Annotated in this window: 23 protein-coding genes, 1 tRNA gene, 1 other RNA gene and 1 pseudogene; 7 read left to right on the top strand and 19 right to left on the bottom strand. The window is 44.0% G+C overall.

Annotation, left to right across the window (positions count from 1 at the left end; translation table 11 throughout):
- Positions 1-390: 390 nt before the first annotated feature.
- The 7 genes from ACXADE_RS19970 to tadA form a co-directional block, all read right to left on the bottom strand.
- Entirely contained in the window at positions 391-654 is a 264-nt protein-coding gene (locus tag ACXADE_RS19970) for a pro-sigmaK processing inhibitor BofA family protein (RefSeq protein WP_474982166.1), read from the bottom strand.
- 69 nt (positions 655-723) lie between these two features.
- The gene (locus ACXADE_RS19965; RefSeq protein WP_474982165.1) at positions 724-939 is read right to left on the bottom strand and encodes a YaaL family protein; all 216 of its coding nucleotides are present in this window, start codon (positions 937-939) and stop codon (positions 724-726) included.
- Positions 940-952: 13 nt separating this feature from the next.
- The gene (recR, locus tag ACXADE_RS19960) at positions 953-1,549 is read right to left on the bottom strand and encodes a recombination mediator RecR (RefSeq protein WP_474982164.1); all 597 of its coding nucleotides are present in this window, start codon (positions 1,547-1,549) and stop codon (positions 953-955) included.
- Between the two features lie 11 nt (positions 1,550-1,560).
- Entirely contained in the window at positions 1,561-1,878 is a 318-nt protein-coding gene (locus ACXADE_RS19955; protein ID WP_474982163.1) for a YbaB/EbfC family nucleoid-associated protein, read from the bottom strand.
- 25 nt (positions 1,879-1,903) lie between these two features.
- Entirely contained in the window at positions 1,904-3,631 is a 1,728-nt protein-coding gene (gene dnaX / locus ACXADE_RS19950) for a DNA polymerase III subunit gamma/tau (RefSeq protein ID WP_474982162.1), read from the bottom strand.
- A gap of 135 nt (positions 3,632-3,766) precedes the next feature.
- Positions 3,767-4,032, bottom strand: an RNA gene (ffs, locus tag ACXADE_RS19945) — signal recognition particle sRNA large type.
- Positions 4,033-4,082: 50 nt separating this feature from the next.
- Positions 4,083-4,565, bottom strand: a complete 483-nt coding sequence (gene tadA / locus ACXADE_RS19940; protein ID WP_474982161.1) for a tRNA adenosine(34) deaminase TadA — start codon at positions 4,563-4,565, stop codon at positions 4,083-4,085.
- Positions 4,566-4,646: 81 nt separating this feature from the next.
- Between tadA and ACXADE_RS19935 the strand changes: the two genes are divergently transcribed.
- Positions 4,647-5,933 (top strand): glycosyl hydrolase family 18 protein, encoded by a 1,287-nt coding sequence (locus ACXADE_RS19935; RefSeq protein WP_474982160.1) that lies wholly within the window; start codon positions 4,647-4,649, stop codon positions 5,931-5,933.
- A gap of 94 nt (positions 5,934-6,027) precedes the next feature.
- Here ACXADE_RS19935 and ACXADE_RS19930 read toward each other — a convergent pair whose 3' ends face one another.
- The 5 genes from ACXADE_RS19930 to acsA form a co-directional block, all read right to left on the bottom strand.
- Complete coding sequence (locus ACXADE_RS19930; RefSeq protein ID WP_474982159.1) at positions 6,028-6,795, bottom strand: DUF3891 family protein; 768 nt, start codon at positions 6,793-6,795, stop codon at positions 6,028-6,030.
- A gap of 239 nt (positions 6,796-7,034) precedes the next feature.
- Positions 7,035-7,547, bottom strand: a complete 513-nt coding sequence (locus ACXADE_RS19925; RefSeq protein WP_474982158.1) for a type 1 glutamine amidotransferase domain-containing protein — start codon at positions 7,545-7,547, stop codon at positions 7,035-7,037.
- A gap of 93 nt (positions 7,548-7,640) precedes the next feature.
- Positions 7,641-8,960: a lysine N(6)-hydroxylase/L-ornithine N(5)-oxygenase family protein gene (locus ACXADE_RS19920; RefSeq protein ID WP_474982157.1), complete on the bottom strand. Its 1,320-nt coding sequence runs from the start codon at positions 8,958-8,960 to the stop codon at positions 7,641-7,643.
- Between the two features lie 21 nt (positions 8,961-8,981).
- Positions 8,982-10,301, bottom strand: a complete 1,320-nt coding sequence (locus tag ACXADE_RS19915) for a purine/pyrimidine permease (RefSeq protein ID WP_474982156.1) — start codon at positions 10,299-10,301, stop codon at positions 8,982-8,984.
- Positions 10,302-10,446: 145 nt separating this feature from the next.
- Positions 10,447-12,156, bottom strand: coding sequence for an acetate--CoA ligase (acsA, locus tag ACXADE_RS19910; protein WP_474982155.1), 1,710 nt, complete (start codon positions 12,154-12,156; stop codon positions 10,447-10,449).
- A gap of 368 nt (positions 12,157-12,524) precedes the next feature.
- Between acsA and queF the strand changes: the two genes are divergently transcribed.
- A complete protein-coding gene (queF, locus tag ACXADE_RS19905) occupies positions 12,525-13,019 on the top strand; it encodes a preQ(1) synthase (RefSeq protein WP_474982154.1) in 495 nt (164 codons plus the stop codon).
- Positions 13,020-13,056: 37 nt separating this feature from the next.
- Here the strand turns inward: queF and aldA are convergent.
- The 4 genes and pseudogenes from aldA to ACXADE_RS19885 form a co-directional block, all read right to left on the bottom strand.
- Positions 13,057-14,440: pseudogene (aldA, locus tag ACXADE_RS19900) on the bottom strand (aldehyde dehydrogenase).
- 184 nt (positions 14,441-14,624) lie between these two features.
- Positions 14,625-14,876, bottom strand: a complete 252-nt coding sequence (locus ACXADE_RS19895; RefSeq protein ID WP_474982153.1) for a hypothetical protein — start codon at positions 14,874-14,876, stop codon at positions 14,625-14,627.
- Between the two features lie 109 nt (positions 14,877-14,985).
- A complete protein-coding gene (locus ACXADE_RS19890) occupies positions 14,986-15,090 on the bottom strand; it encodes a YjcZ family sporulation protein (protein ID WP_474982152.1) in 105 nt (34 codons plus the stop codon).
- Positions 15,091-15,194: 104 nt separating this feature from the next.
- Positions 15,195-15,851 carry a M50 family metallopeptidase gene (locus tag ACXADE_RS19885; protein ID WP_474982151.1) on the bottom strand — a complete coding sequence of 219 codons (657 nt, stop codon included), beginning with the start codon at positions 15,849-15,851 and terminating at the stop codon, positions 15,195-15,197.
- A 95-nt stretch (positions 15,852-15,946) separates the two neighbouring features.
- Here ACXADE_RS19885 and modA point away from each other — a divergent pair, with 95 nt between their 5' ends.
- Together modA and modB are read left to right on the top strand one after the other, a co-directional pair.
- On the top strand, positions 15,947-16,732 hold the full coding sequence (gene modA, locus ACXADE_RS19880) for a molybdate ABC transporter substrate-binding protein (protein WP_474982150.1): 786 nt from the start codon (positions 15,947-15,949) through the stop codon (positions 16,730-16,732).
- On the top strand, positions 16,729-17,412 hold the full coding sequence (modB, locus tag ACXADE_RS19875; protein WP_474982149.1) for a molybdate ABC transporter permease subunit: 684 nt from the start codon (positions 16,729-16,731) through the stop codon (positions 17,410-17,412). Before modA ends, modB begins: the two co-directional genes overlap by 4 nt.
- Before the next feature lie 21 nt (positions 17,413-17,433).
- On the opposite strand, the gene ACXADE_RS19870 is transcribed toward modB, so the two are convergent.
- Positions 17,434-17,506, bottom strand: a tRNA-Arg gene (locus tag ACXADE_RS19870).
- 195 nt (positions 17,507-17,701) lie between these two features.
- On the opposite strand from ACXADE_RS19870, the gene ACXADE_RS19865 reads away from it, so the two are divergent.
- Positions 17,702-18,343, top strand: coding sequence for a deoxynucleoside kinase (locus ACXADE_RS19865; protein WP_474982148.1), 642 nt, complete (start codon positions 17,702-17,704; stop codon positions 18,341-18,343).
- Positions 18,340-19,023 (top strand): deoxynucleoside kinase, encoded by a 684-nt coding sequence (locus tag ACXADE_RS19860; RefSeq protein WP_474982147.1) that lies wholly within the window; start codon positions 18,340-18,342, stop codon positions 19,021-19,023. The genes ACXADE_RS19865 and ACXADE_RS19860 overlap by 4 nt, the downstream gene beginning before the upstream one ends.
- A gap of 188 nt (positions 19,024-19,211) precedes the next feature.
- Here the strand turns inward: ACXADE_RS19860 and ACXADE_RS19855 are convergent, their stop codons facing one another.
- Positions 19,212-19,682: an NUDIX hydrolase gene (locus tag ACXADE_RS19855; RefSeq protein WP_474982146.1), complete on the bottom strand. Its 471-nt coding sequence runs from the start codon at positions 19,680-19,682 to the stop codon at positions 19,212-19,214.
- Positions 19,683-19,760: 78 nt separating this feature from the next.
- Positions 19,761-20,969 carry an MFS transporter gene (locus tag ACXADE_RS19850; RefSeq protein ID WP_474982145.1) on the bottom strand — a complete coding sequence of 403 codons (1,209 nt, stop codon included), beginning with the start codon at positions 20,967-20,969 and terminating at the stop codon, positions 19,761-19,763.
- 275 nt (positions 20,970-21,244) lie between these two features.
- Between ACXADE_RS19850 and ACXADE_RS19845 the strand changes: the two genes are divergently transcribed.
- A complete protein-coding gene (locus tag ACXADE_RS19845) occupies positions 21,245-21,589 on the top strand; it encodes a winged helix-turn-helix transcriptional regulator (RefSeq protein ID WP_474982144.1) in 345 nt (114 codons plus the stop codon).
- Positions 21,590-21,627: the final 38 nt, after the last annotated feature.

Below are 21,627 nucleotides of genomic sequence, written 5' to 3'. Positions count from 1 at the left end.
TGTTGTTTGCCGCTTCAAAACAGCGACTTAATTAATATATCATTTTCGGTTGTTTTCGTCAACAACTTTTTAATGATTTATTTTGTTAAGCCGTTGCGGCTTGCCGCTCTCTTAACGCGACAAATAATATAATATCACGGCATCCGAGGGTGCGCAATAGGTTTTTCAAAAAAAGATACATATTTTTATAGATTTTTTCTTTTCTACCTATTTATCCTATGAGCATACGTCCTCTTTCTTTTTTACACGCATAAGGAAGAGGGCCGTTACCGAGTGGGAATATGCTTCCCACTATATAATAAGTAAGAGAAAGATTATTATAGGAGAGAATGGTATAGAAAGACGAATCGACCCCCATTAAAAAAAGAAGGAAGAAAATTCCCCCTTCTTTTAAATCAGCCAAAAATGAATGGCGGTTAAAGATAGAACACCAGGTACACCTAAAATCATGGATACAAAAGCGGTAAAGCCATTGATCGGAACATGCAGCCCGATTTGTGCCCCGAACAGGTTAACAAAGAACAATAGAATAACAGCCACAATAAGCCTTGTCATCATGTTCCCCGCAAATTTAAGTGGCTTTGCCGGCATCCCGATAACAAGCAGCACCGGGATAGCCAGGCCCAGTAATAGGATGACGAGAACCGGATCCATAAAAAACCCCCTTGTCCAAAACTGTTCTATTAACAGTCTATGTTGGAAAACAAAGGGGTAGTACACAAACTAAGACAAAGCATTGATTCCTCGGAATCTCGCTTCTCTTAATAAGTAAAAATATTTTGCTTTGACGACCGCCAGATCATTCAGACCTGCTTCGCTTGGTTCGATGCTTTGATCAATGATCGCATTCAAGTTTTCCCATTCCCTTTTCATTTCCTTGATACGAATGAGAAGTTCACGATCCATTTCTTGTTTTACTGCCTTTTTTCTGCCAAACAAGATTTTCTCCCCCCTAAAGTTCTCTTCTTCCTTCGAGAGCTTTGGACAGGGTGACTTCATCTGCATATTCAAGGTCGCCCCCGACCGGAAGACCATGCGCAATCCGGGTCATGCGTACACCGGAAGGCTTCACCAGACGCGAAATATACATCGCTGTCGCTTCACCTTCGATGTTTGGGTTCGTTGCAAGAATCAGCTCTTCAATGCCTTCATCCTTTAGCCTGTTAATCAGACTCGCCACATTAATATCTTCCGGCCCAATTCCATCCATAGGTGAAATTGCTCCATGAAGGACATGGTACTTCCCGCTGAATTCTTTCATCTTTTCCATCGCAATCACATCTTTTGGATCCTGTACGACACAAATCAACGTTTGGTCTCTCGACTCATCCTGACAAATCGAGCAAGGGTCTTGATCTGTGATATGCCCACAGGTGGTACAATGGGTAAGTTCCCGTTTCGCACTTACCAGCGAATTGGCAAATTCGAGGACGTCATCCTCTTCCATTTCTAAAACGAAAAAAGCCAGGCGAACAGCTGTCTTCGGTCCGATTCCTGGCAGTTTCGTGAAACTGTCAATCAGTTTTGAGATAGGTTCCGGGTAATACATGAAAATTCCTCCTAGAACATTCCTCCAGGCATACCTTTCGTGAATTGTCCCATAGTATCATTCGTTTTATCATCTACTTGCTTAATAACATCATTCGTAGCGGTGATGATGAGATCCTGCAGCATTTCTACATCATCCGGATCAACAACCTCTTCGTTGATCTCAACATCTGTAATTTCTTTCTTACCGTTTGCAGTCACTTTCACCATGCCGCCGCCTGCAGAAGCTTCGAACGTCATTTCATATAACTCTTCCTGAGCTTTCATCATTTTCTTTTGCATTTTCTGCATCTGTTTCATCATATTATTCATGTTTCCTCCACCACGCATGGAGCATTCCTCCTTTAAATTACTGTTAGTCTTGTACTTCTATCAAATCATCTCCGACTAGTTTACGGGCTTCCGAAATGAGAGGGTCTTCTTCCCCCGTTTGGGAAGGCGATGTTTCACTTTCCCCCTCATCAATATCAGTCTCTGTGTCAGATGAATTTTTCTGTTTTCGGACGTATTCTTCGCGGATATCCTGCCAGTTTGGTTCCGGGATCGGAATGATCGTCATCGGCTTCCCCGTATACTCTGTCAGCAAAGGTTCAATGGTTTTCTGGTGCTCCAATGCCAATGAACAATGAATATCATAGCGGAAAGCAAGCACCAAGGCTTTTGAAGAAGCTGCTCTCGGCTTACTGTTTAACAGCGTAGCATGAGCAGGTGCATTGGTCCGCTTCAAAGCTTCCATAAAGTCCGGCCATCGTCCCTGTACGTTTTTGATGTCATCCTTCGATGCTTCATTCAAGACTTGGCGGATACGTTCATAAGGAACATTATACCCTTTTTTCCCGGATTTTGCAGGGGTGCGCTTTTTCGCAGGTGCCTGAGGCTGAGCTGCTCCTCCGCCACTATTCTCTTTCAGACCTGCCAGCTCTTTTTCAAGGCTTTCGATTTTTTTGGAAAGCTTGTCTACCGCTTCTGTTTGAACGGGTTGACCTTGCGACGGACCTGCCTGTACTTCGACCATGTTGAGCATCGCTATTTCAATGAAGACTTTCGGACTTGTCGTCCATTTCATTTCCTGCTGACATCGGTTCAGCTCGCGGATGGCCTGTTGAATCCAGGAGGGCGATAATTCTCCAGATAAGCTTTTGAAAGCTTCATCAGGGATGGCCCTTTCCAAGTTATGCTCAAGGTCAGGAGCACTTTGGTACAAAAGCAGATCCCGTAAGTAATAGATCAGGTCGAATACAAACCGCCCAGGGTCTTTCCCCTGCTGGATCAAATCATCGACTGCCTCAAGGGCCGCCCTGGCATCCTGCCTGTGAAGTGATTGTAATACCGTCGTAAGCTTGCTCTGGGATACCGATCCGGTCACAGCCAGAACATCTTCAATCGTTACCTCTTCTTCACTATAGGAGATCGCCTGGTCAAGAAGGCTCAGCGCATCTCTCATACCGCCTTCTGCCGTAAGGGCCACGATTTCCAGCGCCTCTCTGGAAATAGCGATTTCTTCTACCGTGGTTATCTTCTCCATACGCTCGACCATCGCTTTTTGTGAGATCCGTTTGAAATCAAAACGTTGACACCTGGAAATGATGGTGAGTGGAATCTTATGTGGCTCCGTGGTTGCCAGTATGAATATCACATGCTTTGGAGGCTCCTCGAGTGTCTTCAACAAGGCATTGAAAGCGCCCATGGAAAGCATGTGGACCTCATCGATAATGTAAACTTTATAAGGAACTGCACTTGGTGCATACTTCACCTTATCCCGGATTTCCCGGATCTGTTCCACTCCGTTGTTTGAAGCAGCATCGATTTCAAAGACATCTGAAATCGAACCGTCCTGGATACCTAAGCAGGCATCGCACTCGTTACACGGTTCCTTCACCGGGGAGCGTTCGCAGTTGACGGTCTTGGCGAAAATTTTGGCAGCACTCGTTTTCCCTGTACCCCGGGGTCCAGAGAATAAATACGCATGCGAAAATTTATCCTGCTCAATCGCATTCTGCAGTGTCCGTGTAATATGCGTTTGTCCGACGACTCCTTCAAAATTTCGCGGGCGCCATACGCGATATAAAGCCTGGTAGCTCATAGAACCGTTCTCCCTTAATAGTCTCTCTCTCATTATACCTGATTCAAGGTTGCGATGTGAACCTTCGAAAGTTTGTATAAAAAAGGAGCTGCTATGAATGGTTCATAGCAGCTCCTTGGTGGATCTTATGTAATGCCGTGCACCCATCTTCGATGATGTGGCCCTAAGCGTTACTTACGGTTATGGCTCGACCCAGGCACTCCCACGGCACACGGGAGAGACAGCTTACTGCTGCTTCCTTCCGGACCTGACAGGATTCACTGGTTCCCGTTGCGCAGGACCTGGGTGTCAACACCACTCACGTAAGGCAGACCTTAAGGCCGCACCACCTGGGATGGGGATTCGGCCTCGCTATAGCGGATTGCGAGTACAGGGCACCGCTACCTCCCCGCTTAGCACGGCATTAACAAGTATAGCGAGTTTTCGAGAAAAATGCAATGATTAAAAGCTGTTAATTATTAGATGAAGGCTTATTTTTCTTCATATTACGAAGGGTACGGAAGAATTGACGAAGCATCTCTCCGCATGTCTCTCCCAGCACATCCGGTATAACATCACATGTGTGATTGAATCGGTCGTCTTCTAATAAATTCAACAAAGTACCTGCACATCCCGCTTTCGGATCCCTTGCCCCGTAGACCACCCTTGGTATTCTTGATTGCAGGATAGCACCTGCGCACATCGGGCATGGTTCCAACGTGACATACAATGTACACTCTTCCAGTCTCCAGCTCCCGATTCGCTGGTTCGCCCTTTCAATGGCTATAAATTCAGCGTGAGAGGAAGCAAGTTGGGACATTTCTCTCTGGTTATATCCCGTTGCTATAATTTCGCCGTCTTTGACGATCACAGCTCCAATCGGAACTTCCCCTTCCTCTTCTGCTTTTTTAGCTTCTTCTAAAGCAAGTTTCATATAATGTTCATCCGCAAGCATGATGATCCTCCCATGATTTTAAAGAATAAATCCTTTTTCTCCTTACATACATTGTTAGAGATGAGAAAGGAGCGAACCGATATGCAAATCCACGTTGTGCAAGAAGGCGATTCCGTCTTCTCCATTGCCGGTCTCTATGATAGTACGCCAAACGCCATTATCGAGGCAAACGAACTGGAAACCCCAGGCGACCTTGTCGTCGGTCAGGCTCTGGTTATCCCGATCGTCGGGCAGTTTTATTTTGTCCAGCAAGGGGACAGCTTATATTCTATTGCTCAAAAGTTTAACACAACCGCTGAAAAACTTGCCCAAGTAAACGGCATCCAAATCGGAGCACCTCTTCCTGTAGGGTTGCGGCTTTATATTCCGGAAGAGCCTCCAAGCCCGATTACCGCAAATGCTTATATTGAGCCTTATGGGGGAGAAGTTTCCGATACACTGCGTACATCCGCTGAGAACAGGGCTGGATCATTGACCTATTTAGCACCCTTCAGCTACGAAATTCAAGAAGATGGTTCATTGAAAGCCCCGCCTCTTGATAATTTTAAAGAAATCGCTCAACAGAACGATACGGCTCTTATGATGGTCGTGACGAACCTCGCAGAGGATGGTTTCAATGCAGAGTTAGGAAGAAAAATTCTTTCTGATGAAGCTTTACAGGATAAACTCCTGGATAACATTATCCAAACAACCAAACAGGTCGGTTACCAGGATGTCCATTTTGATATGGAATTCCTCCCGCCGGAAATGAAAGAAAACTACAATCAATTTTTAAGAAAAGCCAAGAAACGGTTATCAGCAGAAGGACTTCTCATCTCGACTGCTCTTGCTCCGAAGACTAGTGCCGACCAGCAAGGGGCCTGGTATGAAGCGCATGACTATAAAGCCCACGGTGAAATAGTGGACTTCGTTGTCTTAATGACTTATGAATGGGGATATAGCGGCGGACCACCACGCGCGGTGTCCCCGATCGGTCCGGTGACTGAAGTCGTGGATTATGCATTGAGCGAAATGCCTGCAGAAAAGATTCTACTCGGACAAAACTTGTACGGATACGACTGGACGCTCCCTTATGAACCTGGAGGAGAATTCGCAAAAGCCATTAGCCCACAGCGTGCCATCCAGATCGCGAGAGAAAACAACGTTCCAATTTCCTATGACCAAAAAGAGCAGGCTCCTTATTTCACGTATACCGATTCCTCAGGAAAAGAACATGAAGTCTGGTTTGAAGATGCCCGATCCATCCAAAAGAAATTCGATTTGATCAAGAATCGTGGTCTCCTCGGCATCAGTTATTGGAAGCTTGGACTTTCCTTTCCGCAAAACTGGCTGCTTCTCAATGGTCAATTCAGCATCGACAAAAAATAATCACACCACCTGCCTATCGTTCGCTTCACGAGGAGGATCATAGATGGAAAATGACTAATCCAGATGAACAGTCGCTTACACAACCTGTAAGTGACTATTCTTCTTTTACAAAAGTCACGACCCGGCTCTTATACGCAGTTTCCTGAAAAGCATGGACCAGACCTTTTTCCTCAATTTCCTTCTTAGGCACAGGACGATAAGGAACGTCTATACTGAACGTACGTTCAAATGGGAAAGGCTGAATCGAGACCTTTTCTTCATCCACCCAGCGAGCGATCATCCCATCCGGTGCAAAATCAAAGGTCTGGCGGAAACCATTTTTGAACCATGACACCTCATTTTCCTTCGGGGTTCCGGGTTCCTGCATGCATACGTAGAGAGAAAGGTCATCGCAAAATTGCAGGCGGCGGAAATGTAGGTCATAAACATCGTAGGGGACATCCATTTCCATTGATTCAAACAACTGATGCTGCCGTTTTTTTTCTTCTTTCAAAAAAGATTGAATAGCAGGATCCTCGTCCTCTTCAGAAAAGAAGGAAGCATAATGCATACTGCAAAGCATCCCTGCGTATAAAGATTGTCCAGATACTTCCTTGATCCCCCGCTGATAGGCCTGAAGCTTTTCCTTCAGAGGGTAATCCACGAACGTATAAGGACGCTTCTTCTCATCATTCCATAGAGGCTGCTCATCCAGTGGAATCCACGCTCGATCATGTTGGTGGATGGCCCAATCCGCTTCTTCTCTCAGTTTTGAGCGGAGCAAAAAATTGTTTTTCCATTCAGCGACAATCCTAGCAGAAATTTTTGCATGTTCGTGTTGAGGAATCATATGAAACTCTTTTTCTTTTTCGATAACGATCATCGTTTGGTCCTCCTTCTAACAACTACAAGTATGTACGAAAACAAAACGGTCATGGTCTTCTTTACATTATATAGGAAGTTGGCCGCCCTCTCTACAAAACGAGTTCATAAAATTCGGACACTTCACTAATCTTCTCTATCTTTTAATTCCCCTTCCATTCGGTTTCAAGAAGGTGATATTAAATTTTGATGGGATAAAAAAAGACCATGGGGAGAGGTTCCCTCATGGTCTTCCCTTCTTTATTTCAAGAGTTTTAATGCTTCTTGGTTGAATGCAGGTATGTCATCGGGTTGACGGCTTGTAACCAGCTGGTTCTGGCACACCACTACTTCTTGATCCTGATAATTAACACCCGCATATTCCATATCCACAGCTATGGACTTGAATCCTGTAGCCGTACGCCCTTCAAGAGATTTGGCTGTAATCAACAACTGAGGGCCATGACAGATGGCAAAGACCGGTTTCTTTTCATCCATAAAGTGCTTAGCGAACGATACGAATTTCTCGTCCCCGCGTAAAAGGTCCGGCGAGAAACCACCTGGGATGAACAGGGCATCAAAGTCTTCAGGTTTCACATCGGCTATGGATGTATCGATTTTCACTGATGCTTCCCCCTGTTTTCCTTCCACTTCTTTTCCCGCTTCCCATTCAATCGTTGTGACTTCGTGTCCCTCTTTTGAAAAAGCCTCGGCCGGTTGTGTGTATTCTACATCCTCAAACATTGACGTCATGACGCAAGCGATTTTACTCATATCTACATCATCTCCTTGAATGTATGGTTGAATTTGAATACATTGAATAATTTCCCGTGTACGATGATTTTAAACCGAATTTCCACTAAATGGCTACTGGTGTTCTTTCATCGAAAATTGTTGGAAAGTGGTATCGGACTGATTGCGATATACTTTTTTTCCTGCGATGGTATTGATGATATGGACATTTCTGTGTACAGATAAACCTAAGTTCGTAGCCCCTGCGCCGTGCGAGTGGACAAGGTTTGTCAATGTAAAGAAATGATGGTCATGATGCTCGTGGAAACAAAGCCGGTAATCACGCGACACTTTATACATTCCTTCCTCTTCCCATTCGATCTTATCCTTGAAACGTTTCATGAACCAATCCGGAAAATGAGGTTTGTAGCCTGTGGCAAGTACGACTTTTTCTGTTGGATACGTGTACTCGACCTCTTCCTGCCATTGCTTGCATTGTAAATGATACCCGTCCTCTTTGGCCTCGATTCCTGTAATTTCAGTCATAGGCTGGATCAGAACACGGCTGTCCTGCATCCCTGCTGTTCGATGATAAAGCTTCGTGTAAAGCCTTGTCAGTGTATCAGGATCTATCCCTTTCCGGAGAGGACCAAGCGTGTCCAACGCACCCTTGCGCTGTTGAAAGCTCAATTCATGAAAATAATCCACGAACTCAGGTGTGAACATTTCTTGTGCGAACTTAGCCGTATCCAATTGAAAAAGCCCACCGGATCTTGTGAAAAGGCTCAGCTTCATATCCGATTGTCGGTCTTGCTCTTCCAACAGGTCGAGAAACACCTCCAGGGCACTCTGACCAGAACCTACAACACTCACATGCTTCGCTTTCAGTAAATTGTCTTTTTCAAAAAGGTAGCGGCTCGTGTGCATAACATCCTCATTAGGCAATTGATCCATCCCATCCAAGATCAACGGTTCACTTCCCGTGCCCATGACAACGTGCCTGGCTTTGAAATGCTTTTCCTCATCCGTTGCTGTTTCCTTCACGACGACCTCATAATGAGGAATGTCTGCTTCGTTATGATCCATAACGTCAATAACCGTGTGACCGAAATAAAGGTCATCAAGCTGTCCAGCCACCCATTGCATATAGTGGTTGTACTCTTGACGAGGGATTTCAAAATGTCTATGGAAAAAGAAAGGAAACATTCGATCATGCTCGTGAAGATAATTCATAAAGGTGTAAGGACTCTTGGGATCTGCAAACGAAACAAGATCCGCCAAAAACGGGACCTGAAGATCCATTGTTTCGATAAGCATGCCCGGATGCCAGATGAATTCCGGTGTTTGATCAAAAAAAACAGCATCCAATTCTTCCGTTTGATCGACTAAGGCAGCCATACCTAAATTATAAGGCCCTATTCCTATTCCGATGACATCATACATTTTATTTTCCATTCCATCACTTCCTTGTACCCTCTATTTTCCCTTGGATGTTTGGTTTGATTCCTTCCATAGCCGGTCCAAAACAATGACAAGGACAGTCCCGACAAGCAATCCGTTGCTTAATAGATTTTGTAAAATGGCGGGTACTCCTTCAAAAGCTTCTGGAGGTAGAAACATCAGGCCGATTCCCAGTAAGAAAGAAAGGCCTAAAATCATTAATCTCCGTTCATCCAGTGGTTCGCTCGTCATATTTGATAAGCCAAGACCCATTAATTGGACAAAGGTAGCGAGGAGAGCGGCATTAGCTACAGGAGCTGGTATACCTGAAATAAACCCCACCACAGGGGGAAAAAAAGAGAAAGTCACTAACAATAGAGAAGCATATAAAAAAGGGCGTTTCCTTTTCTGACCGGTCAGCTGCATGAATCCCGATGACGAAGCAAGAGAAACATTGGCAACAGCTGAAAAAGCAGCAGCGATGCCGTGGTTGATTCCAAGAAAACTACTCCCTTTATTCACTTGATCATAGGTGTACTGAGGCTTTCCATAAACGGTATGACTCACCGCAATAATAGAAGCCACCAAATTCGACAGGAGAATCACGGCAGTAATGAATCCTAACGGCAGCGTTCCCCAGGTCAGTTGAGGTGGACCCCATGCAAAAACCTCAGGTAATGAAAAAACAGATAGATCTGCCCTTTCCTGATCATTTCCATTGAAAGTCATGGCATACAATACCCAACCGAACGCAATTCCAATCAAAACAGCGAAACTTTTCAACCATCCCCTAGCCATTACAGAGAGTCCAATGACCAATCCGAGCGTAACAAAAGCCACGAGCGCTTGTTTCCCATCCACAGTTCCTGTAGACTGCTGGATTCCAAGCATCCCTTGTAAGAAAGTTCCGCTCAACTGTATAGTCAACAAAAATAGAAAGGCCCCTGTCACAAGCGGTGTAAAAACATAAAGAACCTTATGCGACAATCGGAAGACTCCGAATAGAAACAAAAAGATCCCTGTCCAAATCATAGTCCCCTGCAGGATTTGCAAGGTTTCCAGATAACTGTCTCCAGACTGCGCACCGCTGTAAGCCATCACAGCAAAAATACTGATCCAAATGCCTGCGGGACCTTCCATAATCGGAAGGCGGTGCCCCAATACCCCTTGTAAAAATGATGCAACTCCTACGACAAAAAATGTCCTTTGCATCAAACCAGACACTTCATTGAAATTCAATTCAAAAATCGAACCGATCACTATGGGAAGAGCTACAGCACTCGCCAATAGGAAGACAAACCATTGAACAGTCTCCAAAGAACGGTCTACAAATAGTGAAGATTCTTGTTTTAACATTGTGCCACCTGCATTCTATGTAAGTTACAACCACATCTTACCATAGGATGAAACGAATTTATGTTCTCACGCACGCTTGTTCCACGTGAAACAAGACGATGAATATGAGAAAAGCACAGCCCTTAGAGGACTGTGCTTTCGTCTATTACTCTTCAAGCGTAGATGTATCGCCAGTCGGCAACCCAAGCTCCCATGATTTCAAGAGACGTCTCATAATTTTACCACTTCTCGTTTTAGGAATCGTATCTTTGATTTCGATTTCCCTAGGCGCAGCATGTGCGCTCAAGCCTTTTTTAACGAATTGGCGGATGTCCTCAAGCAATTCATCGGATTGTTCGTGCCCTTCTCTAAGGGTGATAAACGCTTTAATGATTTCCCCGCGTTCCGGGTCAGGCTTTCCGATGACTCCCGCTTCCGCTACAGCTTCGTGTTCGATCAATTTACTTTCTACTTCAAATGGTCCTACACGTTCGCCTGATGTGTTGATCACATCATCTAAACGACCTTGGAACCAGAAGTAGCCGTCTTCATCTTTATAAGCACTGTCCCCGGAAACATACCAGCCATTCAAGAAATAACTTTCATATTTCCCTGGATTCTTCCAGACGGCACGCATCATAGAAGGCCATCCTTCCTTAATCGCAAGGTTGCCCATTTGATTGGCCGGTAGTTCATTTCCTTCATTATCAACAATCGCCGCTTCCACTCCAGGGAATGGTTTCCCCATGGATCCCGGGCGCATATCCATTGCAGGATAGTTACAAATCAACATACCACCTGTCTCTGTCATCCACCATGTATCGTGAATACGCAGGTCGAAAGCTGAAAGTCCCCATGTTACAACTTCAGGGTTCAATGGTTCCCCTACACTCAACACGTGACGTAGCGATGAAAGGTCATGTTTCTTGGCTACTGCTTCTCCGGCACTTAAAAGCTTACGAAAAGCTGTAGGTGCAGAGTACCAGACAGACACTTGTTTATCAGAAATCGTTCCATACCAGTCATCTGGACTGAAGCGGCCGCCACGAACGACATTCGTCACCCCATTCAACCATGGAGCGAAAATTCCGTAGCTTGTCCCTGTTACCCAGCCTGGGTCTGCAGTACACCAGTAAACATCATCCTCTTTAAGATCGAGAACCCATTTTCCTGTCTGATAATGTTGAAGCATTGCATTGTGGACGTGATAAACACCTTTTGGTTTACCTGTTGAACCGGATGTATAGTGAAGAAGCATCCCGTCTTCAAGATCGACCCATTCAATATCAAATTCTTCTGAAGCCTTCTTCATTTCTTCATCGTAAGAAATATAATTTCCCGGAGCATCCCCACCTACTAGGACGACCTGTTTTAAGTTTGGAAGCTCGTCTGCCGGTACACGTTCCAGCAGGTCAGGCGTCGTGATCAGCATAGTAGCTTCGCTATCTTCCAAACGATCCCGAACCGCCTGCTCCATAAATGCTTCAAACAGGGGCCCAGCAATAGCTCCTACTTTCAGAATACCAAAGAACGTCGCATAGAACTCCGGGCTCCGCGGCATAAAGAGAAAGACACGGTCCCCTTTTTCTATGTTATGTTTTTTCAATACATTCGCAAATTGGTTACTTTTTATCTTTAAGTCTTCGAATGTCAGAGTTTCTTCACGATCCGGTGCAGAATAAATTAAAGCCGCCTGATCTTTCTTATCAGGGTTTTCTGCATGACGGTCGATAGCTTCATATGCGATGTTCACTTTACCCGTTTCATTCCAGGTGAATTGTTCTTTTACTTCTTCCCACTGGAAATTCTCGTACGCTTTTGTGTAGTTTTCCATGTTGTGATTGCCCGATCTAGCTGGAATTGGTTTCATATCCATATTCATCATCACCTCATAAGAATGTTTTTGTAAACGTTTTCCCTTTGTGGCTGAAGAAAGCTCTGATTCTTTCAGAGCCACGAACTGCATATTTTTCTGAAAATTTTATGAATTACTTCTATTGTAGTAAATTTCCGTTCATATTTAAAGTGATATCTCCAAAGATTTACAGAATTAGGTCACTCGAACGAGGTAAATTGACAGTATTCGCGCGTGTTAATATAATAAATATCAGTTAAAAACTTATGAACGAGGTTTCTTAGCCAACCCCTCGATAAAAAACTAAGGACCACGTCTTCTAACAAGCCGCAGCCCTTAGCCGCTGTGGCTTTTTTATTGGATACTACAAGGAAAAAGGAGCATGCCCCATGCCAGGACGCAATGATCAAGCACTTGATTTATCCCTTCTCGGGAACCAGGGGACATCCTATTCGTTTGAGTACGACCCTGATGTCCTTGAAACATTCGACAACCAGCACCCAAACCGTGACTACTTCGTGAAATTCAACTGTCCAGAATTCACGACTTTATGTCCGAAAACACGCCAACCCGATTTTGCAACCATCTATATCAGTTACATTCCAGATGTTAAAATGGTGGAAAGTAAATCGCTGAAGCTCTATTTGTTCAGCTTCCGGAATCATGGAGACTTTCATGAGGATAGTGTCAATACGATCATGAATGATCTGATTGAGTTGATGGACCCACGCTATATTGAAGTATGGGGGAAATTCACTCCGCGCGGGGGGATTTCTATCGATCCTTACTGCAATTATGGGAAACCGGGCACGAAGTTTGAACAGATGGCTGATCATCGCCTGATGAATCATGACCTGTATCCTGAAAAAATTGATAACCGCTAAAAAAAGAGCTGCGATCTCCATCGCAGCTCTTTTCCTATTATTGCTGATCATCATTATACTGCATATACACGACCTGGGTAACAAGGAAATCTTCCATCCCATGTTTACCATCGGCGCCACCGAGTCCTGATTTCCTCATTCCGGCATGATATCCTTGGACAGCTTCAAAATTCTCACGGTTGATGAAGGTTTCTCCGAATTTCAATTCATTCACAACCCGCATTGCTTCATTCATATCATTCGTATAGACAGATGATGACAGGCCGTATTCGGTATCGTTTCCTTTTTCAATCGCTTCATCCAGTGTCTTGAATGTCGTTACTGGAATAACCGGACCGAAAATTTCTTCCTGCATGATTTTCATGTCGTGCGTAACATTTGTTAGAATCGTAGGCTTATAAAAATATCCTTTATTCAGATCTCCTCGTTCTCCCCCGATTTCAACTTTCGCTCCAGCATCCACCGCTTCTTTAACCATACTCTCGACTTCTTTTAGACGATCCATACTCACAAGGGGGCCAACATCCGCTTCCTTATTTTCACGCGGGTCATCCATCGTTACGGACTCAAATTTATGACGTAAATTGGCGAGCAGTTCTTCAGCTACACTTTCATGTACATACACACGCTCAGCATTTGTACAAGCCTGGCCATTGTTTGCTAGACGGGACGTTGTAATGCTTTCAGCCGCAACATTAAGATCAGCATTCGCTGTTACTATCGCAGGTGCTTTACCTCCCAGTTCAAGGTTTACCTTAGTAATGTTCTGTGCGGCAGCTTCCATTACCTTTGTCCCTGCCGCAACACTCCCTGTCATCGTTACCATATGCACCTTCGGATGAGAAGCAAGGGTATTCCCTATTTCTGAACCTGTCCCTGTAACGACGTTATAAACCCCTTTTGGAACAGACTCCATAGCGTCGACAATTTTCGTGAACTCCATAGCTGTATTCGGGGTCTGCTGGCTTGGTTTCAATACTAAGGTATTTCCTGTTACCAATGCTGTAGCCACTTTACGTGCCAGGATGAATACAGGGAAATTCCATGGAACGATACCGGCAACGACTCCGATTGGTTTCTTATAAATGAAGATGTTCTCATTCTTCCGATCACTAGGGACAATTTCCCCTTCTATCCTTCGTGCCCATTCTGACATATAACGGAAATAATCGATAGCAAGATCGACTTCTCCACTTGCAAGCTCATGATCTTTCCCTTGTTCCTGTTGTAGCAAATCAATGAAAGTAGCACGATTATCTTCTAAACGATCTCCAAGCTTCCACCGCCCGGTTTACATCTTCTTCAGTCCCTTTAGGAATCTTGGAAATGACCTCTTCTGTTGCCGGGTTTAAAACCTCTATCCATTCTGAACCATTCGATTCTGTGTATTCACCATTAATATAAAGCTTATGTTCCTGCATGTTTTGGACCTCCTGTTCACATTTACCATTTTCATTCCCCTTGAGACCGAGAATAAACAAAACAGTGTTCACTAAATGAATTATTTCATAGCCTTTTCGCAGAGGAAGGTTTGTCCATCTACAGCAGAAAACTGTTCTCATCCCCATTATCAGCCAAATAAAAAAGCCCTGTTTCTCAGGGCTTTTACCATTCGAGGATGAATCCTTTAATTTTTTTACCACCATGGCCTTCCGCTTGCTGCTCAGCTTCAAAGTATGGATTCTCTTCTTTGAAATGATACGTAATACTCTCAGGTTTCAAATAAAGCTTATACTCAAGATCCGTGACCTTCGGCAGGGAAATGTCAGCAACGGTTGATTGGTCCCCCTCATCATCAATAAGCAGAATATCCACGTGATCATATCCATGAGCAATCAAATGTTCTTTTAAATCCATAAACGACTCCTCCGTCCAATTAATCTAGTCCTTCCATTCCCCTTTTCCTGCCGTTAGAAACGTTTGATTCTATGTATCAGCGGGAAGATTTTCCCGCCATTTTTATTCCTTAGTATCCGTACCCACGGCCACCTACAAAAGATGCACCGATGATGATCAAAAGGATGAACAAAACAACCAATAGCGCGAAACCGCCACCGTATCCTCCGCTCATTCCATTCCCTCCTCTCTTTCTTACCTTACTAACTTATTCAGAAGGTTTTAATAAGTAAGGGCGAGAGCGGATTTTTTTATTTTTTCATAATTTCCATCACAGAATCAAAAAGGAAAGACACGCTTGAGAGAAAGAAACGCAAAGTATATAGACTGAAGGAAAAATGCAGTTCCCCATAGCGGCGCAGGAACAAACTTTGTTAGTCGCGCAAGGTTTGCTGCATCTCCTGCCTGCTGTGGTGCTACAAAACTGACCCACATGATTTCAAATGCACTCGTAACCGATTCTACCAGGACGAGAGAGGCTAAAAATAATAAAACATACTCCATCAATTGGTCATGGCCGGTCCTTAACAACCAAAGGAACCCTGCACCAAACGTTACGATCCAAAAGAGTCCATATACATTCCTGACCCAGAAGAGTAAATTGACGGCTAAAAACGCAAGTAAAAGGTACATCATCCATTTATACTGCCCTCGACTGATCAGGAAAAAGAAAAGAAAGGCGAAGAAAGAAGCAAATACATAGCCTGCCATGCTCGTCAGTCCCTGTCCGATCCATGAGGTATGGCCGGTTAAAGCGTATCCTGAAGTGTTCGGGAACAAGGAAACCCTCCTGACTTCCCCACCTGTAAGGAGAGCCATAACAGAATGCCCACTCTCATGGATCATCGTATTCAAAACAGCAAAATATTTTCCTACCACTGGGAGCTGTGTCAGAATCAAAGCAATAATAAGTGTCGAAATCACCTGGAATTTCACGAAAACTCCTCCTTTCTCCTTGACCTTTTCATCGCTTTCTACTTTCATATAACGTATCTTTAACATAGAACCTATGGAAACAAAGGGGAATAACTATGCGGACGAAAACATTGATTTCAGTGACATTGATTTTACTATTTATGGCCAGCTGTACCTCTCAATCGGAATCCAGCGAACCGACCCTAAGGGTTGCAGCTGCTGCTAGTCTGCAGGATGTCATGGAAGAGCTCATTCCTATATTCGAAGAAACATACGATGTAGAGGTTGAGGCGGTCTACGGCAGCTCAGGGAAACTAGCGAGACAGATTGAACAAGGAGCTCCGGTGGACGTTTTTCTATCTGCAGACCTCCGGTGGACTGACTTTCTTCAAGAAAATCATCTTGTGGAACCGGAAACGTACACCGAATTCGCCACCAATCGACTCGTTCTCATCACCGCTAAATCGGCAACACCTTTCCATAATCTGAAAGACCTGGACTTATCACCGGAAGAAAAAGTCGCCGTTGGCAATCCGGATAGCGTACCTGCTGGTACCTATACGAAGCAAGCCTTGGAAAAGATTCAACTTTGGAATGGGCTGCAGGGAAAGGTCGTATTTGGAAGTGATGTAAGACAGGTGCTCGCTTATGTAGAGTCCGGAGAAGTGGAGTACGGATTTGTATATGCAAGTGATGCAGTGATTTCTGATACAGCATCTGTCCTAACAAGAATAGACACGTCTCTTCATGATTCGATCCTTTATCCTGGAGTCATTATTTCAGAGAGCCGGACTAAGGAACAGGGGCGTCACTTCCTTTCCTTCTTAAAAAGTGACCAGGCGACAACATTCTACAAAGATTACGGATTCAATCCCACGAGAGGTGGAAAGATAGGAAAATGAATGTCGAACCTCTTTTATTGTCATTAAAGGTAGCCAGTATCGCTACAGGACTTGTGTTCATTATTGGTATATTGACCGCACGGCTGATTTCCAGAAAATTATTTCCCGGGAAAAGTATCATCGAATCGATGCTTCTCCTTCCTCTCGTTCTGCCTCCTACGGTTATCGGATTTGCTCTTCTCTACTTATTCGGAAAAAATGGATGGGTCGGAAAGTGGCTCATGGCCTGGTTTGATCTTCAGGTGGTATTTTCATGGACAGGTGCTGTTATCGCTTCAGCGGTCGTCTCTTTTCCTCTCATGTATCAAAGTGCATCTGCCGCTTTCGAAAACTATGATCAGAACCTTGAGAACGCGGCTTTGACGATGGGGGCTTCAAAACTTAAAATATTCTTTACCATTTCCCTGCCTTTAGCATGGCCCGGGTTGCTTGCCGGCTTAGTCATGAGCTTTGCACGTTCGCTTGGCGAATTCGGGGCAACATTGATGATTGCAGGTTATATTCCAGGAGAGACGGATACCATCCCTCTGGCGATCTATTTTGCAGTCGAATCAGGTCGAATGGAAGAAGCTCTCATGTGGGTCATCGTTATTCTCTCTCTCGGTTTCAGTGCTGTCTTATGGTTGAACACGTGGAGCCGTAAGAAGATTAATTTTGTGAGGAATATAAAAAAAAGCTGAAGCTTTTCAAGCTTCAGCCAGCGCCCCCGGCAGGATTCGAACCTGCGGCACACGGTTTAGGAAACCGATGCTCTATCCCCTGAGCTACGGGGGCAAATGAACGTACGAGTAATATTATACAAAACAAACCAAAGATTGCAAAGGAATTAAGGCTTAAAAATGTTCTTCGGATGTTACCTCCAACGATCGTATATGATAAAATGTTATTTGTCTGTCTAAAAGTATCGTATTTTGTAAGTGAGTGGCGGACACTCACGTTTTTTGAATTGAGTTTGAAGGAGGAAAAGAGATGGGAGATTTACCTTTCATATCAGTTGAAGGGCCCATTGGGGTTGGGAAAACGTCTCTGTCTAAAAAGCTCGCCTCCCAGTTTGATTTTCATTTGCTGAAGGAAATCGTTGAGGAGAACCCATTTTTAGGCAAGTTTTATGACAATATTGAAGAATGGAGCTTCCAAACAGAGATGTTCTTCTTGTGCAATCGATTCAAGCAACTCGAAGACATCGACCGGAAATATCTTCAATTGGGAAAGCCTGTAGTCGCTGATTATCATATATCCAAAAACATGATTTTCGCTCAGCGGACATTAAGAGAAGAACAATTTGACAAATATGCTCAAATTTTTGATATATTGACACACGATATGCCTAAACCGAATATGGTTGTCTACTTACACGCGAGTTTAGATACCCTTCTAGAACGCATCCGCATGCGTAACCGTGATGTAGAGGCAAATATTCAACCTTCTTATCTTGAACAACTCTCTCAAGACTACGAAGACTTCATGAGACACTTTGAAGCTACTCACCCGGATATTCCTGTGATTCGCTTGAACGGGGATCATTTAGACTTCGTGAAACATCAGGACGATTTAAATTATATTGTTGATCAAGTAGAGCAGCATTTAAATAAAGGAGAAGTTATCAAATGAATGCACGTGAACGCTTTGGAATTCCACATGACAGCGTCATAACGATCGCAGGTACGGTCGGTGTTGGGAAATCTACGATGACAAACGCTCTCGCTGATGCCCTTAATTTCCGCACCTCCTTTGAGAAAGTCGATACAAATCCTTATCTCGATAAATTTTATCAAGACTTTGAACGTTGGAGCTTCCATTTACAAATATATTTCTTAGCCGAACGCTTCAAAGAACAGAAGAAAATCTTCGAATACGGCGGTGGGTTCATTCAGGATCGCTCGATTTACGAAGATACGGGAATCTTCGCCCGCATGCACTACGAAAAAGGCACCATGTCCGCAACCGATTATGAAACGTATCGCAACCTGTTTGATGCGATGGTAATGACACCTTATTTCCCACATCCAGATCTTCTCATCTATTTGGAAGGTTCGTTCGATGATATTCTCACACGCATCAAGGAACGTGGACGCCCTATGGAACAAGAAACACCAATTGAATATTGGGAAGAAATGTTCAAACGTTACGACAATTGGATCGATAATTTCAATTCATGTCCTGTCCTTCGGCTCAATATCGCTGATTATGATGTGCTGAATGATAAAACAAGTATTGAACCGGTGCTAGAAAAAATCGGGCACTTTATCCAACAATCACGAAAATGGCGATCCAGTCATTTATTAACGTAATGACCTGCGAAAAACTCCTGTACGTTCAACCAACGTCAGGAGTTTTTTTATGCTTTATGTCAGCGAAGAAGTGCTCTCGGTTTTGGAAGAATCAACTTCAAGGGATTTGTTTATGTTTAAGGCCTGCAGGTGGAAAAGGGCATTGAACCAACCGTGAAGGTCACCCCCGCCCCGCTTCAACAACACACTTAAACACCGTCCTGATTACCGATACTTTGTCTGTAATCATCTATCATCTTTCGGTGGCTCCCAATCATTCTTTCCGGAAGCTCCTCGGGGTCAAAAAATTTCACCTGGACGGTTTCTTCTCGATCGAATGCACAATGGTCGTTGTAATGAACCGTAAAGTAGGCGGTTGTCACCACATAAAACTCATCCCCATTCGGGGCTCGACTGAATTGATCTTCCCCCGAGTAAACATTCAATAATTGCAGGTTTTCGACAGTATAACCTGTTTCTTCAAGCACCTCACGTTTCGCCACTTGTTCGGTGCTTTCTCCAAGTTCCATTAAACCTCCAGGGAGGCCCCACACACCTTCAGGAGAGGTACGTTCCTGCAGCAAAATTCGGCCTTTAGAATCAAGAATGATGACCACTGATCCAACTAAAATAATGGGGCGGTGCCCTATAATAGCACGCAATTCCTCTATATATCCCATTCGATCCCTCCTCTTTCCATCGTTTCTATTATAACAATAGAAAAGGACCCCACTATATAGTGGGGTCCTTGATATAACCTATTGTTCCATCGTATTTAACAGTTTTGTTAAGAGGACAGCTCCCCCCACCATCCCTGCACCGATCCACGGGGTATGAACGATACCAATCGTATCCACAATGACACCGCCCACGGAAGACCCCACAGCGATTCCCACATTAAAAGCAGCAATATTCAATGCCGAAGCTACGTTGACTGCAGAAGGAACATATTTTTCAGCTAATTGAACCACCAGAATCTGCAAAGCAGGTACGTTCATAAAAGCAAATAACCCCATGAAAAACAAGACAATAAGACTCAACACTTTAAATGGAAGGACGAAGGCAAAAAGGAGCAAGACGATCGCCTGCAGCACAAACATCCAAAACAACGCTTTGATCGGCTTTTTATTGGAAACTTTTCCGCCAATCGTATTTCCGATCGCCACCGCAACTCCATAAATAAGCAGGATCACACTGACAAACGTCGGATCGAAACCTGTCACTTCTTCTAGTAAAGGAGCAAGATACGTGAAAGCAACAAACGTTCCGCCATATCCTAATCCTGTAATGGAGAAGGAGAGCAGAATTCTTTTTTCTGTTAGTATTCTTAATTGGTCACGAAAGCTTGCAGGAGGGGATTCTTCCAGGTTTTTCGGGACAAGCAAAGCACTTGCTAAGATGCCGATTACGCCAAGCAAAGCTACACCGGCAAATGTCGCCCTCCAACCAAAGGTTTGTCCAATAAATGTTCCTAAAGGGACACCGGTCACGGTTGCAACCGTCAATCCGGTAAACATAAAGGCAATCGCACTTGCCCGCTTATGCTCAGGGACTAAGCTTGCTGCAATGGTGGACCCGATTGAAAAAAATATGCCGTGAGAAATAGCAGTGATGATCCTCGCTACTAAAAGCAGGGAAAAACTTGTTGAAAGGGAAGCTACAAAATTACCAAAAATAAAGACAACCATCAGTGCCAGCAATAAGTTTTTCCGGCTCATCTTATTGGTCAGTGCCGTCAAAACAGGAGCTCCCACAGCAACACCGATCGCATATCCGGAGATCAACATGCCGGCCAATGTAATAGATATAGAAAGGTCGCCGGCCATCGTTGATAACAAACCGACAGGCACAAATTCTGTCGTCCCTATTCCAAACGCACTAATAGCCAGAGCTATTAAAGCAAATGGAAAATTTTTTGATTGATGATCCAGAGAATTTTCTTTACGATTCTCAGCATATGAACTCATTATTTTCCTCCTCACAAAATAAATAAGAATGAAAACTGCACGTTATGTCTTCAAGGCGCCTCGAAGCAACAAACCTTATTATGATGTCTGTTATAAACGTTGGGAAGTACGCACTTGTATGTACTATAGGTACTTGAAAGTAACATTTGGACAAAATAAGGGCTCATAGGAATAGTCATGCAAAATCTTTTTCACCCATGTTTCTTTGGTGTATAGTGAATCAACGGAAATACATGCTAAAAAGAAACGTAGAATCCCTGCGGGAGGTATGAACCATGCCAAAATATAATATACCGGTCGAAGCTGCCCTCGAAGTCATCGGAGGAAAGTGGAAGGTCGTCATTTTATGTCATTTGATTGAAAATAAACGCCGTACGAGTGAACTGAAACGATTGATGCCACGCATCACTCAGAAAATGCTCACTCAACAGCTGAGAGAATTAGAAAGGGATGGAGTTATTAAGCGGATCGTCTATAACCAGGTGCCACCTAAGGTGGAGTATGAACTGACGGAATATGGATGGACGTTAAAAGGGGCCTTAGATATGTTGTGTGCCTGGGGGGAGCAGCATATTGAAAAAACTTACCCCAATAAAGAAGAGGTTTTATTGGATTCTTAAAATAAAGGCTCTGTTAAAGTTCAGTGTTGATATTTGCA

The sequence above is a fragment of the Halobacillus sp. ABR2_026 genome, from assembly GCF_056158545.1.
The sequence above is the reverse complement of the archived record's forward strand: the minus strand, read 5'-3'. Positions and strand labels throughout refer to the sequence as shown.